The sequence below is a fragment of the Rhodoferax sp. EU05-FHT12H12 genome (assembly GCF_058791215.1).
This window is the reverse complement of record NZ_JBYTDI010000001.1, coordinates 943,264-959,474: the sequence shown is the minus strand read 5'-3', so window position 1 is coordinate 959,474 and position 16,211 is coordinate 943,264. Positions and strand designations below refer to the sequence as shown.

Annotated in this window: 14 protein-coding genes; 8 read left to right on the top strand and 6 right to left on the bottom strand. The window is 65.1% G+C overall.

Annotation, left to right across the window (positions count from 1 at the left end; translation table 11 throughout):
• The first annotated feature begins 25 nt into the window (after window positions 1–25).
• Both murJ and AC3WS7_RS04445 read left to right on the top strand, forming a co-directional pair.
• Window positions 26–1,591 (top strand): murein biosynthesis integral membrane protein MurJ, encoded by a 1,566-nt coding sequence (gene murJ, locus AC3WS7_RS04450; RefSeq protein ID WP_492655490.1) that lies wholly within the window; start codon window positions 26–28, stop codon window positions 1,589–1,591.
• A gap of 14 nt (window positions 1,592–1,605) precedes the next feature.
• The gene (locus tag AC3WS7_RS04445; protein WP_296471518.1) at window positions 1,606–2,463 is read left to right on the top strand and encodes a SirB1 family protein; all 858 of its coding nucleotides are present in this window, start codon (window positions 1,606–1,608) and stop codon (window positions 2,461–2,463) included.
• Between the two features lie 13 nt (window positions 2,464–2,476).
• Here the strand turns inward: AC3WS7_RS04445 and AC3WS7_RS04440 are convergent, their stop codons facing one another.
• The 3 genes from AC3WS7_RS04440 to purM all read right to left on the bottom strand — a co-directional run bounded on the left by AC3WS7_RS04440 (window position 2,477) and on the right by purM (window position 5,695).
• Window positions 2,477–3,349: a ParA family protein gene (locus tag AC3WS7_RS04440; protein WP_492655489.1), complete on the bottom strand. Its 873-nt coding sequence runs from the start codon at window positions 3,347–3,349 to the stop codon at window positions 2,477–2,479.
• A gap of 103 nt (window positions 3,350–3,452) precedes the next feature.
• Window positions 3,453–4,592 (bottom strand): MFS transporter, encoded by a 1,140-nt coding sequence (locus tag AC3WS7_RS04435; protein ID WP_296471847.1) that lies wholly within the window; start codon window positions 4,590–4,592, stop codon window positions 3,453–3,455.
• Between the two features lie 53 nt (window positions 4,593–4,645).
• The gene (gene purM / locus AC3WS7_RS04430) at window positions 4,646–5,695 is read right to left on the bottom strand and encodes a phosphoribosylformylglycinamidine cyclo-ligase (protein ID WP_296471514.1); all 1,050 of its coding nucleotides are present in this window, start codon (window positions 5,693–5,695) and stop codon (window positions 4,646–4,648) included.
• Between the two features lie 83 nt (window positions 5,696–5,778).
• On the opposite strand from purM, the gene AC3WS7_RS04425 reads away from it, so the two are divergent.
• From AC3WS7_RS04425 to AC3WS7_RS04400, 6 genes are all read left to right on the top strand, one after another.
• Window positions 5,779–6,858: an AI-2E family transporter gene (locus tag AC3WS7_RS04425; RefSeq protein ID WP_296471512.1), complete on the top strand. Its 1,080-nt coding sequence runs from the start codon at window positions 5,779–5,781 to the stop codon at window positions 6,856–6,858.
• A gap of 10 nt (window positions 6,859–6,868) precedes the next feature.
• Entirely contained in the window at window positions 6,869–7,555 is a 687-nt protein-coding gene (gene hda / locus AC3WS7_RS04420; protein ID WP_296471510.1) for a DnaA regulatory inactivator Hda, read from the top strand.
• Entirely contained in the window at window positions 7,552–8,259 is a 708-nt protein-coding gene (locus AC3WS7_RS04415) for a histidinol-phosphatase (RefSeq protein WP_296471509.1), read from the top strand. The genes hda and AC3WS7_RS04415 overlap by 4 nt, the downstream gene beginning before the upstream one ends.
• 30 nt (window positions 8,260–8,289) lie before the next feature.
• A complete protein-coding gene (gene pcnB, locus AC3WS7_RS04410; protein WP_492655488.1) occupies window positions 8,290–9,861 on the top strand; it encodes a polynucleotide adenylyltransferase PcnB in 1,572 nt (523 codons plus the stop codon).
• A gap of 14 nt (window positions 9,862–9,875) precedes the next feature.
• Window positions 9,876–10,346 carry a 2-amino-4-hydroxy-6-hydroxymethyldihydropteridine diphosphokinase gene (gene folK, locus AC3WS7_RS04405; protein WP_492655487.1) on the top strand — a complete coding sequence of 157 codons (471 nt, stop codon included), beginning with the start codon at window positions 9,876–9,878 and terminating at the stop codon, window positions 10,344–10,346.
• A 71-nt stretch (window positions 10,347–10,417) separates the two neighbouring features.
• Window positions 10,418–12,007: a methyl-accepting chemotaxis protein gene (locus AC3WS7_RS04400; RefSeq protein ID WP_492655486.1), complete on the top strand. Its 1,590-nt coding sequence runs from the start codon at window positions 10,418–10,420 to the stop codon at window positions 12,005–12,007.
• Window positions 12,008–12,081: 74 nt separating this feature from the next.
• Here AC3WS7_RS04400 and AC3WS7_RS04395 read toward each other — a convergent pair whose 3' ends face one another.
• The 3 genes from AC3WS7_RS04395 to AC3WS7_RS04385 are packed head-to-tail and all read right to left on the bottom strand — an operon-like array spanning window position 12,082 to window position 16,177.
• Window positions 12,082–12,540 (bottom strand): RidA family protein, encoded by a 459-nt coding sequence (locus AC3WS7_RS04395; RefSeq protein ID WP_296468388.1) that lies wholly within the window; start codon window positions 12,538–12,540, stop codon window positions 12,082–12,084.
• Between the two features lie 59 nt (window positions 12,541–12,599).
• Window positions 12,600–13,589, bottom strand: coding sequence for a transglutaminase family protein (locus AC3WS7_RS04390; protein ID WP_492655485.1), 990 nt, complete (start codon window positions 13,587–13,589; stop codon window positions 12,600–12,602).
• The gene (locus AC3WS7_RS04385; protein WP_492655559.1) at window positions 13,589–16,177 is read right to left on the bottom strand and encodes a circularly permuted type 2 ATP-grasp protein; all 2,589 of its coding nucleotides are present in this window, start codon (window positions 16,175–16,177) and stop codon (window positions 13,589–13,591) included. The genes AC3WS7_RS04390 and AC3WS7_RS04385 overlap by 1 nt, the downstream gene beginning before the upstream one ends.
• Window positions 16,178–16,211: the final 34 nt, after the last annotated feature.

Below are 16,211 nucleotides of genomic sequence, written 5' to 3'. Positions count from 1 at the left end.
AGGTGGGCACCGCTACACTCGCCGTGTGAGCTTGATCAAATCTGTATCTACCGTGTCCCTCTGGACACTGGCCTCCCGTATTACCGGCTTGGCCCGGGAACTGCTGGTGGCTGCCGCGTTTGGCGCCAGTGCCATGACCGATGCCTTCAATGTGGCATTCCGCATTCCCAATCTGTTTCGCCGCCTGTTTGCCGAGGGGGCTTTTAGCCAGGCCTTTGTGCCGGTGCTGGCGGCCAACAAGGCGCAGCATGGCGAGGCATCCACCAAACTGCTGGTGGACCGTGTGGCCAGCTTGCTGGTGCTGGCGCTGCTGCTGACCTGTGTGTTGGGTGTGGTGCTGGCACCGGTGTTGGTGTGGGCGATGGCCAGTGGGTTGCAGCAAAACGCCGCCGGGTACGACGCCGCGGTGCAGATGACCCGGTTCATGTTTCCCTACATCGGCTTCATGTCGCTGGTGGCCTTGTCCTCTGGCATTTTGAACACCTGGAAGCGGTTTGCCGTGCCGGCGGCCACCCCGGTGCTGCTGAATATGTCCATGATCACCGCCGCGTGGCTGGGCGTGCCCTGGCTGGCTGCGCGGGGCATCGAGCCCATTTACGCCATGGCGGGCGGGGTGATGCTGGGTGGTGTGCTGCAACTGGCGGTGCAAATCCCAGCCCTGGCGCGCTTGGGCATGCTGCCGCGCCTGCGACTCATGGGGCCGGCGCTGCGCGAGGCCTGGACCGATCCCGAGACCCGCCGCATTGGCAAACTCATGCTGCCCGCTCTGCTGGGCGTCAGCGTGGCGCAGATTTCCTTGCTGATCAACACCCAAATAGCCTCGCACCTGCCCACCGGCAGCGTGAGCTGGCTGACCTATGCAGACCGGCTCATGGAGTTCCCCACCGCCATGCTCGGGGTGGCGCTGGGCGTGGTGCTGATGCCGCAACTGGCGGGCGCCAAGGCGACCGGCGATGCGGACAAATACTCGGCCCTGCTGGACTGGGGGCTGCGCATTGTGGTGCTGTTGTCGGTTCCCTGCGCCATTGGGCTGTTGGCGTTTGCCAAGCCGCTGGTCGCGGTGCTTTACCACTACGGCGCCTTCACGGCCAACGATGTGCAGCAGACGACGCTGGCCCTGATGGGCTGGGGCGTCGGGCTGGTCGGGATTGTGGCCATCAAGGTGCTGGCCCCGGGGTACTACGCCAGCCAGGACATCAAGACCCCGGTGCGCATTGCGGTGGTGGTGCTGGTGGTGACCCAGTTGCTCAATATTGGCCTGGTGCCGATGTTCAAACACGCGGGCTTGTCGCTGTCGATTGGTTTGGGCGCCATGATCAATGCCCTGTGGCTGCTGATTGGCCTGCTGCGACGCGGCAGCTACCGGCCGCAGGCGGGCTGGGGGCGTTTTGTGCTGCAAGTGCTGGCGGCCAGTGCGCTGTTGGTGATCTACCTGCTGTGGGCGGCTGGCCTGGTGGACTGGGTGGCGTTGCGCAGCCACAGCCTGCTGCGCATCGGTTGGTTGACCCTGCTCTTGGGCGGTGCCATGCTGGTGTACTTGGGCGCGGCGTGGGCCGCTGGCCTGAACCTGCGGCAGATGCTGCGCCGCTAGACGGAGACCTTGCCATGGCCCTGCAGTTCGCCATTCCGACCCCGCTGGACTATTTCGGCGCCCTGGTGCGCAGCGATGGCGACTTTGCCTTGTTTGAAGCCGCGGTCACCCTGGCGCAGGATGAGTACCCGGAGACCGATGTGCAAACGGTGCTGGGCGAAGTGGACCAGCTCTTGGCCCGTGTAAAACGCCGCCTGGCAGCCGATGCGCCGCCGATCCAGCGCCTGCGCATGCTGAACCGCTTTTTCTACGACGACCTTGGCTTTGGCGGCAACCTCAATAACTACTACGACCCGGACAACAGCTTTCCCAGCGTGCTTTTGCGCACCCGTCGCGGTATTCCCATCTCCCTGGCCGTGGTCTGGATGGAGCTGGCCCAGGGCTTGGGGCTGGAGGTGTATGGCGTAGGTTTCCCGGGGCATTTCCTGGTCAAGGTCATGCTGCCCATCGGTCAGGCCGTGATTGAGCCCCTGACCGGACGCTCGTTGAGCCGCGAAGAACTGTCCGAGATGCTGGAGCCCTACCGCAAACGCAGCGGGCTGGTGGATGCCTTCGAGGCGCCGCTGGGCTTGTACCTGCAGTCGGCCACGCCCCGCGAGATCCTGGCGCGCATGCTGCGCAACCTCAAGGAAATCTACAAATCACAAGAGGATTGGCCACGTTTACTGGCGGTGCAGGAACGTCTGGTGGTCCTGTTGCCAGAGTCCTGGTCGGAGTACCGCGACCGCGGCCTGGTGCATGCCTCGCTGGGCCACCAAGCCGAGGCCTTGGCCGACTTGGAGTGTTACCTGGTGCACGCCGAAAACGTGGTGGATGTGGATGCCGTGGCCGAGCGAGTGAGTCTGATACGGCGGCAGATGCGGCTCTCTTAGCCGCGTGCCGCGCTTAGTGGCGCAGCAAGAACTGTGGCACTACGCCGCCCTGACCCGGCAGGGCACGGTTCAAGTCGACCCCTACCACGGCATCAGATTCGGTTTTAATGCCCGGGGCAAACACACTCAGGCGACTGCCATGCACCAAAGACTCCTGTGCCGGCATCAGGCTGGCGGCCCGGGAGGCATGCACGGTGCCGGGCTGGGCTGCGGGTTGGCTGGCCGTTGCAGGACGCGCGACCACCGCCGGTTGCAGGCGCGCAATGGGGCGCAGCCATTGAAGAATGGGTTCCCACTGGGCCAGGTCGGCTTGCTGGGTTGCACCCGCAGTGTCGAAGAGGGTGATGCCCGTTTCAAGTCCGCGCACATAGCCCTGGGTTTCACGCAGCACACCCAGAAAATTCAGCTTGAGGTCGTCGGCCCATTGGCGCAGCGTCTCAGCGCCCTTGGTGCGTGCGTCCAGCCGCATGCCCACTACACCCAACTGGCACCGCCCCGAGGCGACGCGGGGCAGGGCGGACAATTCCGCCAGGCAGGCGGCGGCAGATTCACGGTCGAACAGGGAGTTGCACACCGGCACCACCACCGCGTCTGCCGACATGACCACGCGGGCCAACTCAAACCCTTGCATGCCGCCCGGGGTGTCCAGCACCACGTGGGTCACGCCAGGGGGCGCTTTTAATACGTTTTTCTGGTCCAGGGCCCAAGGGGAGATGGCTGGCAGGGACGCCGAGCGGCGTTTGAGCCAGGCCTTGGTGCTTTGCTGGCGGTCCACATCACCGAGCATGACGGCCACTCCCTGCTGCGCCAGCCATGCGGCCAAGTGCGTAGCCAAGGTGCTTTTCCCACTTCCGCCCTTGCGGTTGACGATTGCGATAACCGGCATGCTGCTCCGTGTGGTAACCAAGGAAGCGCAAAGTTTGGAGCAAAAAGTGCCAAAAGTCCAGATGGTTACTGCGTGGGCAGCTATAAATTTACTAGCAAAAGCGCTAGGGACGAGGGCTGGGTGATGGCTGGAAGAGCAGCAGGGCCAGCGTCAAGGCCGCAAAACCGGCACCCGCCACGAAGGGCGCCGGCGCACCCAGGCGATCCCACAGCAAACCGGCCAGTGTGCTGGCCGCCAGCAGGACCAGGCCGCTGGCAACGTTGAGCAGGCCAAAAGCGGTGCCCCGCAACTCGGCCGGCGCGGTATTGGCGACCAGTGCAGACATCAGTCCCTGGGCCATGGCCATATGCAGGCCCCACAGCAGCACACCGGCCCAGAGGCCCAGCCCGCCCCGTGCCAGCAGGGCATGCGCGCCCATCAGCACCAGCAGGCTGGCGCCCAGCAGCAGTCGCGGATTGATGCGGTCGGACCACTGGCCAAAGGGGTAGGCCAGCCCGGCATACACCAGGTTCATGGCGATGAGCACCAAGGGCGTCCAGGCCAGTGGCAGGCCATCATGCTGCGCCCGCAGTACCAGGAAGGCTTCGCTGAAGCGGGCCAGGGTCAGGCCTGCGCCCACCGCGACCAACCACCAATAAGGGGCCTGGAGCTGCCGCAGGTTGGCCCGGGTAAGCGGGTTTTGCAGGCGCTTGCGGTCCGCGACGGCGGGTTCGGGCACGCCGAAGTACAGCAGGAACACGGCCAGCACCGCGGGCAGGGTGGCCGCCCAGAACACTGCGCGGTAGTCGTTGGCCCACAGCACCATGAGGCCCATGGCCAGCAGGGGGCCCACAAAAGCGCCGACGGTATCCAGTGCCTGGCGCAGCCCATAGGCCGCACCGCGCAGGGTTTCGGGGGTGACATCCGCGATCAGTGCGTCCCGCGGCGCGTCACGCATGCCTTTGCCGGAACGGTCCATGAGGCGGGCAGATGCGATCAGTGTGACGCTGCCCGCGGCCGCCAGCAGCGGTTTGGCGGCGGCCGACAGGCCGTAACCCAGCAGTACCAGCGGTTTTCTGCGCCCCAGGTAGTCACTGAGGCCGCCTGAGAAGGCCTTGAGCAGCATGGTTGTGGCGCCGGCGGCGCCTTCGATCATGCCAATCACCGACGCGCTGACCGCCAGTTGGGTGACCAGGAACACTGGCAGGAGCCCGCTGACCATTTCGCTGGAAATGTCGGTCAGCATGCTGACCAAGCCCAGCATCCACACACTGGCGTGGAGCCGGGTGGACGGGGCAGGATCTGGCAAGGCCTGGGTCAGGCCACTACGACGGCGGCGCTGTTCCCGATGGGGGCAATGCTGCCAATGGTGTAGACCGACTCGCCTGCGGCGCGCAGGGTGGCGGCCGTTGCTTCGGCGTTTGCCGCATCCACCACCACCACCATGCCGATGCCGTTGTTGAAGGTGCGGTTCATTTCGATGTCGTCAATGCCGGCCGTGGCTTGCAGCCAGGCAAACAGCTCGGATTGGGGCCAACTGCCCTTGACCAGGTGCGCGGCCGTGCCTTCGGGCAGCACGCGGGGAATGTTCTCCAGCAAGCCGCCACCGGTGATGTGGGCCAGGGCCTTGATGGGGTGGACGGCCAGCGCGGCCAGCACGTTTTTCACGTACAGGCGCGTGGGTTCCATGATGGCTTGCTTGAAGGGCTTGCCGTCCAGCGTGGCGGGCACGTTGCCGGCGGCTTCGGCGCGGTCAATGCACTTGCGCACCAGGCTGAAGCCGTTGGAGTGCACGCCATGGCTGGCCAGGCCCAGCACCACGTCGCCCGGTTTCACGTCAGCGCCGGTCAAAATCTTTGACTTTTCCACCGCGCCGACGGCAAAACCGGCCAGGTCGTATTCGCCGGCCGGGTACATGCCGGGCATTTCGGCCGTTTCGCCGCCGATCAGGGCGCAGCCGGAGAGCTCGCAGCCCTTGGCAATGCCACCCACGACCGCCGCTGCGGTGTCCACATCCAGCTTGCCGCAGGCAAAGTAGTCCAGGAAGAACAGAGGCTCGGCACCCTGCACCAGCACGTCGTTGACGCTCATGGCCACCAGGTCAATGCCCACGGTGTCGTGCATATTCCATTCAAACGCCAGCTTGAGCTTGGTGCCCACGCCGTCGGTGCCGCTCACCAGCACGGGTTCCTTGTAGCGCTTGGGCACCTCAAACAGGGCGCCGAAACCGCCAATGCCGGCCAGCACGCCCTCGCGCATGGTCTTTTTGGCCAGGGGTTTGATGCGTTCAACCAGCGCGTCGCCGGCCACGATGTCAACACCGGCGTCTTTGTAGGAAAGGGGAGTGGGGGAAGCAGATTGGGTCATGGGAGGTGGCTTTGGGGCAGAGCAGAGGCAGACCCCGATAGAATTTGCCCAGATTTTACGGGTTTGCTCCCGCCATTTTTTGTATGCAATTCACCCCCACCCAAAAAAGATTCACCGCCTGGCTGCTGATTGCGGGCCTGGTGGTGCTCGCGCTGTGGCTGCTGGCCCCGGTGCTGGCGCCCTTTGTGGTGGCGGCGGTGCTGGCGTATGCACTCACGCCGGTGGTGGATTGGCTGGACGACGTGGGGCGAGGCCGTATCCCGCGGCTGGTGGCGGTGGTGCTGGTGGAGTTGCTGTTTGTGGTGGCCCTGTTGGGCGTGCTGCTGCTGATCGTGCCGATATTGGCCAAAGAGCTGCCCCTGATGCGCGAACAGCTGCCGGTGCTGCTGGACAGCCTGAACACCTCGCTCAAGCCCTGGCTGGCGCAGTGGGGCCTTCACTTCTCGCTGGACGTGGCCAGCATCAAGGGCTTTGTGATGAAGTACCTCAATGCCAATGTGGAAGACGCGCTCGGCTCGGTGCTGGCCTCGGTCAAGTTGGGTGGCAGCGTGGCCTTTGCCATCATTGGCAACGCCATCCTGATCCCCGTGGCCTTGTTTTACCTGCTGATGGACTGGGACCGTTTCGTCCGCCAGGTTCGTGATTTGGTGCCGCCCCGCCTGCGCGAGGGGGTGGACGGGTTTTTGCACGAGGCCGATGAAGTGCTGGGGCAGTACCTGCGCGGCCAACTGCTGGTCATGCTGATTCTGGCGATTGCCTACAGCGTGGGGCTGGCCTTGTTTGGCCTGGACCTGGCCCTGCCGATTGGGGTGTTCACCGGCTTGGCCATTGCCGTGCCTTATCTGGGTTTTGGCGTGGGGCTGGTGCTGGCCACGTTTGCCGGTTTGTTGGAGTTTTCTGGCGGCGGCCTGGTGTACCCCTTGGCCATGGTGGCCGTGGTCTACGGCCTGGGTCAGTTGGTAGAGAGCCTGTACCTCACGCCACGCCTGGTGGGGGAGCGTATTGGACTGCACCCGCTGGCCGTGATTTTCGCCTTGCTCGCCTTCGGCCAGCTGTTTGGTTTTGTGGGCGTGCTTATCGCCTTGCCCGCCAGTGCGGTGCTGTTGGTGGCGGTGCGGCGTTTGCGTACCGGGTACCTGTCGAGCCGCTTGTATCTGGGATGAACACTTGGTAATGCAACAGATCGCGCTGGACATCGGTTTGTCCGCCGGGCCAACCGTGGCCAACTTTTTTGCCGGCCCCAACGAAGCGGCGCTCAAGCACCTGGAGCTGTGGATTGGTGCCAAAAGCAGTGCGCAGGTCCGCTCGCCTGTGCCCACCTACTTCTGGGGCCCCGAGGGCAGTGGCAAAAGCCATTTGCTCAAGGCTGCGCGCGAGGCGCTGCGCGAGCAGGGCGCACGCGTGGGCTGGATGGATGCCAATGTGCTGGAGCCGGCCGAGTTTGACGAAACCTGGGTGGCCGTGCTGATGGACGATGTGCACCTGTACACGGCGGAGCAGCAGCACATGGCCTTCAATTGGTTTGTGAACGCCCAGACCCATCAGCGCCCGGTGCTGGCCGCCGGTGAGTTGGCGCCCATCGAACTGAAGCTGCGCGACGATTTGCGCACCCGTCTGGGCTGGGGCCACATTTATGGCTTGCAGTTGCTGAGCGAGCCCGAGCGCCGTGCCGTGCTGCGCCAGGCGGCCGATGCGCGTGGCGTGTTTTTGAGCGACGAGGTCATGGATTTCATGCTCAAGCGCTTCAGCCGCGACCTGGGCAGCCTCATGGAGCTGCTGGAGCTGATGGACGGCTACGCCCTGCAAACCCAGCGCGCCATCACGATTCCCATGATCAAAGCCATGCTGGACAACCAATGACTCTCCAAACGACGCGCGTGGAGGCAAGACGCCTCGCTTTATTTGACCTGGACCACACCCTGATTCCCCTGGACTCGGACCATGCCTGGGGCGAGTTCACCACCGCCATGGGGTGGACCGACGCGACCGAATTCAAGCGCCAGAACGATGCGTTTTACGAGCACTACAAAGCCGGTACCCTGGATGTGCCGGCCTATGTGCGTTTTGCCACTGCCGCCATTGTGCGCGAGGGTGCTAGCAAATCAATAGCAGCTCACGCAGATTTCATGAGGGCTGTGATCCAAAAAGGCATCAAACCTCAGGCCCTGGAGCTGGTGCAGGCGCACCAGCGTGCGGGCGACACGGTGATCGTGGTGACCGCCACCAACGCCTTTGTCACCCGCCCCATTGCCAAGGCCTTTGGGGTGGACGAACTGATTGCTGTGGAACTGGCGATCGACACCGCGCCCGGCGGCACGGGCTGGTACACCGGCGAGATTGCTGGCACCCCGTCTTTTCGCGAAGGCAAGGTAAGCCGTGTGACCCAGTGGCTGGCCGACCATGGGCTGGACTGGAGCCAGGTGCACACCACCTTCTATTCCGACTCCATCAACGACCTGCCCTTGCTGGAAAAGGCCACCGTCCCGGTGGCCACCAATCCCGATGCGCGCCTGCGCGCCCTGGCCCAAGAGCGCGGATGGCGCATACTTGAGCTCTTTCCCTGACCCGCGGCCCTGACCGCTTGGAACCTTCTCTTGATCAAGAAATTCATCGACAAATTGCTGGGCAAGAGCCCGTCCGCCGCGGCCAAGAAGCCCCAGTTCGGCAAACGGGTGGAAGTGCCTGTGTCTGTGCACGGCATCGACCCCAAGCTGGTGGACGAACGCGCCATCCACGTCGTGCGCACCCTGCAGCAAGCCGGGTTTGAGGCCTATGTGGTGGGTGGCGCGGTGCGCGACCTGCTGGTCGGCCTGCGCCCCAAAGACTTTGACGTGGCCACCAACGCCACGCCCGAGCAGGTCAAGAGCCTGTTCCGCCGCGCCTTCATCATCGGCCGGCGTTTCCGCATCGTGCACGTGGTCTACGGCCGCGGCCGTGAGCACGAGGTGATTGAAGTCTCCACCTTCCGCGCCTACCTGGACAACGCTGCGGCCGAGCAGGTGGCAGGCAACGAACGCACCAGCAAGAACGAGCTGGCCGGCATGAAACACGCCGTGGACAGCACCGGTCGCGTGCTGCGCGACAACGTTTGGGGCCCGCAGGAAGAAGACGCGGTGCGCCGCGACTTCACCATCAACGCGATGTACTACGACCCCGAGACACAGATTGTGGTCGATTACCACAATGGCCTGAAAGACGCCAAGAGCCGCACGCTGCGCATGATTGGCGATGCCGCCACGCGTTACCGCGAAGACCCGGTGCGCATCATCCGCGCCATCCGTTTCTCCGCCAAGCTCAGTCCGCTGGGCTTCAAGCTGGAGGCCAAAACGTCCGGCCCGCTGATCAAGAGCCAGAGCCTGTTGAACGATGTGCCGCAGAGCCGCTTGTTTGATGAAATGCTCAAGCTGCTGCAGACCGGCCACGCCCTGGCCTCGGTGGAGCAACTCAAGTTTTTGGGCATGTCCCGTGGCATCTATCCCTTGCTGGATGTGGTGGTGGAGCGTGCCGAGCAGCCCTTTGTGGCCGCCGCCCTGAAGGACACCGACCGCCGCGTGGGCGAGGGCAAACCTGTGGCCCCCAGCTTCTTGCTGGCCTGTGTGTTGTGGGCGGACGTGCGTGATGGCTGGGACCAACGCGTCAAGAGCGGCCAGCACAGCCATCCGGCGCTGCAGGACGCGATCGAGGACGTGTTCAACGCCCGCATCGGTGATGTGTCGGGTCGCGGCAAGCTGGCTGGCGACATGCGCGAAATCTGGCTCATGCAGCCCCGCTTTGACAAACGCGTGGGCAGCACCCCCTTTGGCATGGTGGACCAACCGCGCTTCCGTGCCGGCTTTGACTTCATGCGCCTGCGCGCCGATGCCGGTGAGATTGATGAAGTGCTGGCTGACTGGTGGCAGGAGTTCAGCATGGCCAGCGACGATGTGCGCCAGGACATGGTGGACCAGGTGCGTACCGAACAACAGCAACAGCGCAAGCAGGCCCCGCGTGTGCACCGCGCTCCCGCCAAGGCCGCTCCGGCTGCGCCTGCCATTTCTGATGCGGCCGACGGTGCCGAGGCCGAATTCCCCTCCAATGACAACGACGCTCCACGCAAACGCCGTCGCCGCCGTCGCTCCGGTGCCGCGAAGGGCGAGGGTGGCACATCCGGCGGCAGCGCCGAATAATCCCACGCGCCACCATGCGTGCGCCGGTACTGGCCTACATCGGCCTGGGGGCCAACCTCGGCGCACCAGTGGCCGCCCTGCAGAACGCGCTGGCTGCCCTGGCCGCGCTGCCACAGTGCACGTTGCTGGGCCACTCCGCCTTGTACGGCAGCACCCCGGTGGACTCCAGCGGCCCTGACTACGTGAATGCCGTGGCCGAACTCTCCACTACGCTCACCGCCCCGGCCCTGCTGCAGGCCCTCCAGCAACTGGAGCAGGGGGCCGGGCGCGAGCGCCCCTACCGCAACGCCCCCCGCACCCTGGACCTGGACCTGCTGCTTTTTGGGGGCGCCACCATCCACAGCCCCACCCTCACTGTGCCCCACCCCCGCATGCGCGAACGCGCCTTTGTGCTGCTGCCGCTGGCCGAACTCCTGCCCGCGCACTTCAGTGCTGCTGATTTAGCGGCGGTGCAAGGCCAAGGTATTTGGCGCATGGCAGGGTAAATCCCGTCCTTTCAGTCGCTTTCCACGCGCTCCTGCATGGTTAAATTACAGAATAATTAAAGGAGATTGGAATGCGCTTTGACCGACTTCGCCTGGCCACCAAGCTGTGGGCTGCGATGGGGCTGATGGTGGTGCTGTTGGCCATCATCATTGCGTTCACCGCCCTGCAATCCCGCAAGTCCCGCGAAGCCTATGGCGCGGTCAATGCGGCCATGCTGGTGCAAATCAAGACGGCCAACCAGTGGGCCGCCCTGGTGGACGTGAACACCACCCGCGCCTATGCGGTGGTGGTGTCGGTGGACCCCGGCGTGGCCAATGCCTTCAAGGACGAGATTGCCCAGAGCAATGTCAAGATTGAAGAGCTGCAAAAAGCCATTGAGGCAGCCGATCCGACGGAGGCCGACAAAGCCCAGCTCGCCAAAATCACCGATCTGCGCAAGAAGCTGCAGGACCTGACCAGCCAGACAGCGCTGCTCAAGGTCACCAAACCTGGCGAAATGCCCGCCTTTGTGGAGACCCAGTACCGCCCGGCGGTGAAGGCCCTGCAGGACGCACACCAGCAGTTTGTGGTGATGCAGGACGCTGCCAACGAAGCCCTGCGCGAGGGCTTTGAGGCCGAGGGACGCAAACTGATTCTGATGTCTGCCGGTGGCCTGGTGGTGCTGATTGGCGGCATTCTGGTGGGCGCTGGGTTTCTGATCCGCTCCATCAAGCAGCCGCTGCTGCAGGCCAACGACCTGGCCGCACGTATTGCCGAGGGCGACCTGAGCGGCCAAGTGGACGAAAGCCGGGCAGACGAGTTTGGAGACCTGATGCGCTCGCTGGCGGCCATGAACCGCTCACTGGGCCTGATGGTGTCGCAGGTGCGCCAAAGTACCGACAGCATTGCCACCGCCAGCACCGAGATTGCCACCGGCAACAACGACCTGGCCCAGCGCACCGAACAAACCTCCAGCAACCTGGCCTCCACCGCATCCAGCATGGACAGCCTGACCCATGCGGTGCGCATGAGTTCGGACAATGCCCACCAGGCTGCCACGCTGGCCGCCAGTGCCTCTAGCGTGGCCCAGCGCGGTGGGGAGGTGGTGACCCAGGTGGTCAGCACCATGCAGGAAATTGACGCCAGCAGCAAGAAGATCAGCGACATCATCAGCGTGATCGATGGCATCGCCTTCCAGACCAACATCCTGGCCCTGAACGCAGCCGTGGAAGCCGCGCGTGCGGGTGAGCAGGGCCGTGGTTTTGCGGTGGTGGCGAGTGAAGTGCGCTCATTGGCTGGGCGCAGCGCCGAAGCGGCCAAAGAGATCAAGGGCCTGATCGGCACCTCGGTGGAGAAGGTTGAGTCGGGCACCAAGCTGGTGACCGATGCCGGTGCCACCATGCAGGAGATCGTGCAAAGTGTGCGCCGCGTGGTGGACGTGATTGGCGAAATCACCGCGGCCTCCAGCGAGCAAAGCGCGGGTATTGCCGAGGTCAACCAGTCGGTGGGCAACCTCGATCAGATGACGCAGCAGAACGCTGCGCTGGTGGAGGAAAGTGCTGCCGCGGCGGAAAGCCTGCGCGACCAGGCAGCCCAGTTGGCACAGGCCGTGGCGGTGTTCAAGGTGGCGCCGCAGTTGGCACACCCCGGGACGCAAGGCGCACCTTTGTTGCTGCACTAGTCAGCAGCATTCGCCCACAAAAAAGCGCTGCCTGGCAGCGCTTTTTTTATTGCGGTGGGCCAGTGCCCCGGTGATCAGGCCACTTCGGCGATCAGCTCAATCTCCACACACGCACCCATGGGGATTTGCGCCACGCCAAAGGCGCTGCGTGCATGCGCGCCCACTTGCGGGCCAAACACTTCGCCCAGCAGCTCGCTGCAGCCATTGGTGACCAAATGTTGTTCGGTGAAGTCGCCGGTGGAGTTGACCAGGGACATGACCTTGACGATGCGCTTCACTTTGTTCAGGTCGCCCACGGCGGCGTGCAGGGTGCCCATCAGGTCGATGGCGATGGCGCGTGCGGCAGCCTTGCCTTCTTCGGTGCTGGTGTTTTTGCCGAGTTGGCCGACCCAGGGTTTGCCGTCTTTCTTGGCGATGTGGCCGCTGAGGAAGACCAGGTTGCCGGTCTGCACAAAGGGCACATAGGCCGCTGCAGGCACGGCCACGGGCGGCAGGGTGATGTTCAGGGCGGTGAGTTTGTCGTAAATGCTCATATCGATTCCTTTGAATAAAAAGTGCCGCTAGCGCCCATGGGTAGTGCGCGAACAGCTATTTAATTGATAGCGCCCTGGCTTTGGCTCTGGCCTCCGCCCTGGGATTGGCTTTGGCTCTGGGACGCCGCAGTGGCGGGTGCAGAGTCGGTATTGTCGCCGCGGATGTCTTCCACCGTCACACCCACGGTCAGCGTGTGACTGGCCCCGCCGTGGATCACGCCGCGCAGGGGCGACACATCGCCAAAGTCGCGCCCGGTGGCCACGGTCACGTAGTCCACACCGGGGGCAAACCAGCCCCAGCGGTTGTTGGTCGGGTCCAGGTCCACCCAGCGCTGGCCCTCGGGCAGGTCGCCCACGTAGACGCTGACCCAGGCGTGTGAGGCATCACTGCCGATGAGCTTGACCTCGCCCGGCGCGGGCCGGGTCAGCAGGTAGCCGCTCACGTAGCGCGCGGGCAAGCCCATGCTGCGCAGGCAGGCCAGCATGATGTGGGCAAAGTCCTGGCACACGCCCTTGCGCTGTTCCAGCGCCTGCAGGGCGGGGGTGTTGATCTGGGTGCTTTCGCTCTCGTAGGTGAAGTCGGTGTGGATGCGCTCCATCAGGTCCACCGCCACATCCAGCACGCTGGCGTTGGCCCCAAAACTGGGCCGTGCATAACCCGCAAACTCCTGGCGGCGTGGCACAAAGGGCGAGGCGAAGACGAATTCGGACGCCGCCTCAAATGGCGTGTGGGCCTGGTAGCGCAGCCGGTCGCGCAGTTGTTCCCACGCTTGCTCGCTGGTCGGTCGGGCGTGGGCGCTGGTGGACACGATGCTCATCGCCTGCACCTCCAGCACCGTATGTGGCACCTGCAGCGAGAAGAAGCAGCGCGTGTTGCCATACACGTCCAGCGTGTTGCGCTGTTGCGCCGGCTGCGGGCTGATGGTGAGGGCGTGGCTCAGCAGGTGTTGCCCGGCATGCTGCAGCGGCTGCAGGTAGGCCACGTGCTGTGCAGTTTCGACCGCGGGCTGGTAGTCGTACCGTGTGTGGTGGGTGATTTGCAGCAGCATCAGGTGCCCACGCTGTGTTTGGTGTGGCCCGAGTGGGTGAAGTAGGTGGTGCTGATGTCCTCGGACACGGTGAACGCACACTCGCTCAAGGCGTCCAGCAGATTGCGCAGGGCCGGTGCGCTGGGTTCGCCCTGGGGCGTGTCACACAGCTGGGCCAGGTCCCAGGTATCGGGGTTGGGCACCTGCAGCGACATGGTGCTCAGTTCTCCTGCCGGGCTCAGGGCCAGTTTGGCCAGGCGTCCGCGCAGCGTGTGGGCGACCCAGCCCAGCGAACGCGGGTTGTCGCGGTCCAGCACCAGCAGGTCGGTCAGCGCGGCAATGTCGCGGCTTTGCTGGTACTGGGCATGGAAGGTGATGGTGCTGTCGAACAGCGCGAGCAGGGCCTCGAAGCCGCCGTTGCTGTCCACCGCACCGGTTTCAAAACTGCGCGCCAGGGCGTTGGCCAAAAAGTGCAGTCGTTCCACATGGCGGCCAATGCTGAGCAGGCGCCAGCCGTCGTCGCGCGTCATGCGGTCGGTCTGCGCGCCGGTGATGGCGGCCAGCTGGTCGCTCAGGTCGCCCAGCACGCGCAGCGCCTGGGCTGGGGTGTAGTCGCCCTGGGCGCTCAGGCGGGCGCACTGGGCAAACAGGGTTTCTTCGGCCCGCACGATGGTGTTCCAGTGCTCTTGCGAGAGGCGCTCGCGCACCGTGGCCGCCGCCATCTTGAGCGCGCGCACATTGAAGCCCACGCTGGTGGCACCTTCGGCCGAGGCCAGGCTGGCGACCAGCGCGCGCTCGAACACGCGGCGCGCCTGCATGGGGGATGGTGTGCCCGGCAGCACCAGGGTGTTGGCCACGGCCATCTGGCTTAGCCACTGCAGCAGCGGGGCGGAACTTTGTTCTTCGCCGCCCAGGCAGTCCAAGGTGAGTGCCGCCAGACGCACGGAGTTCTCGGAACGCTCGGTGTAGCGGCCCAGCCAGTACAGGTTCTCAGCGGCGCGGCTGGTGACCAGACGCTTGCGCTGCGCCAGCACGGCGGGCGTGAGTGCCGTGGGCAGCAGGGTGGTGGTGTCCACCTCGCCCTCGGTCAGCGCCCACACATCGGCACTGCTGCCGCCGCGCTGCATGCTGGCAATGTCGGCCGTGGTGCCGGCCACGCGGGCCAAGCCTCCGGGCAACACGCGCCAGTGCGGGCGGCCAGTGGCATCCAACCCGTCAGAGACGGCAAACACCCGCAGCAACACGGAGCGCGCCACCATGGTGCCGCGCTGGCCGGGGCCGGCGCTGTGCCAGGTGGGTATTTGTGAGAGCGGCATGTAAGCCTGCACCGTGTGGTCTTCGCTCTGGCGCATGATGCGGCCGGCCCAGGCGTCCAGCGCGGTCTGGCCCAGGGTGTTGCCAATGACGGACTCGAAACTGGTGTGGATGCTGGAGCCGGGGTAGGTCGGCTTGATGGTGTGCTCGCGCAGGCGGGCCAGTGCGTCTTCCATGGCGCTGCGCTCGCCGCACCACCAGGTCGGCAGCGCGGGCAGGCTCAGCTCTTCGCCCAGCGCATGGCGCGCCAGCGCAGGCAAAAAGCCCAGCAGCGCGGGCGATTCCAGAAACGCCGAGCCCGGCGCATTGGCCACCAGGACATTCCCGGCGCGGATGGCTTGCAAGAGGCCGGGCACACCCAGGGTGGAGTCGGGGCGCAGCTCCAGCGGGTCCAGGTACTGGTCGTCCACCCGCTTGAGCAGGCCGTGCACCGGCACCAGGCCACGCAGGGTTTTGAGGAACAGGCGCTCGTCGCGCACGATCAGGTCGCTGCCTTCCACCAGGCTCAGGCCCAGGTAGCGGGCCAGGTAGGCGTGTTCGAAATAGGTTTCGTTGTAGGGGCCGGGCGTCAGCAGGGCAATGTGGGCATCGGCACCGGCCGGGCTGTGCGCCTTGAGGCTGTCCATCAGGGCGCGGTAGGTGCTGGCCAGGCGCTGCACCTTGAGTGCCTGGAAGGCCTGTGGAAACTGGCGCGACACAGCCAGCCGGTTCTCCAGCAGGTAGCCCAGGCCGCTGGGGGCCTGGCAACGCTGGCCTACCACCCACCAGTTGCCATCGGGGCCGCGGGCCAGGTCAAAAGCGGTGACATGCAGGTGGCGCCCGCCCACGGGCCGCACGCCGGCCATGGCACGCAGGTAACCCGGGTGGCCGTGCACCAAGGCCGGGGGCAGCAGGCCCTGGGCCAGGTAGGTTTGCGGGCCATACACATCGGCCATCACGGCCTCCAGCAGGCGCATGCGCTGCTGTACGCCGGCTTCGATGTGCTGCCAGCTGGGGGCATCGACCACCAGCGGGAACAGGTCCAGCGACCAGGGGCGCTGCGGGCCCTCGGCATCGGCGTACACGTTGTAGGTCACGCCGTTGTCGCGGATCTGGCGTTGCAGGCTGGCGGCGCGGGCGTCCAGCTCGGCGCTGGTGCGGGCCTCCATATTGGCAAAGAATTGGACCCAAGCCCCCGTGAAATCTGCGCGAGCAGCTATGAAATTGCTAGCGTTTTCAGTGCCGGAGCCGTTTGGGCTGCCGGCTTTGGGGGACACGGTGGCGCGCAGCTCGTCAAAATGCCCGGCAGCGGCCATGCACAGGCGGGCCCGGGACAGCACATCGGCGTCG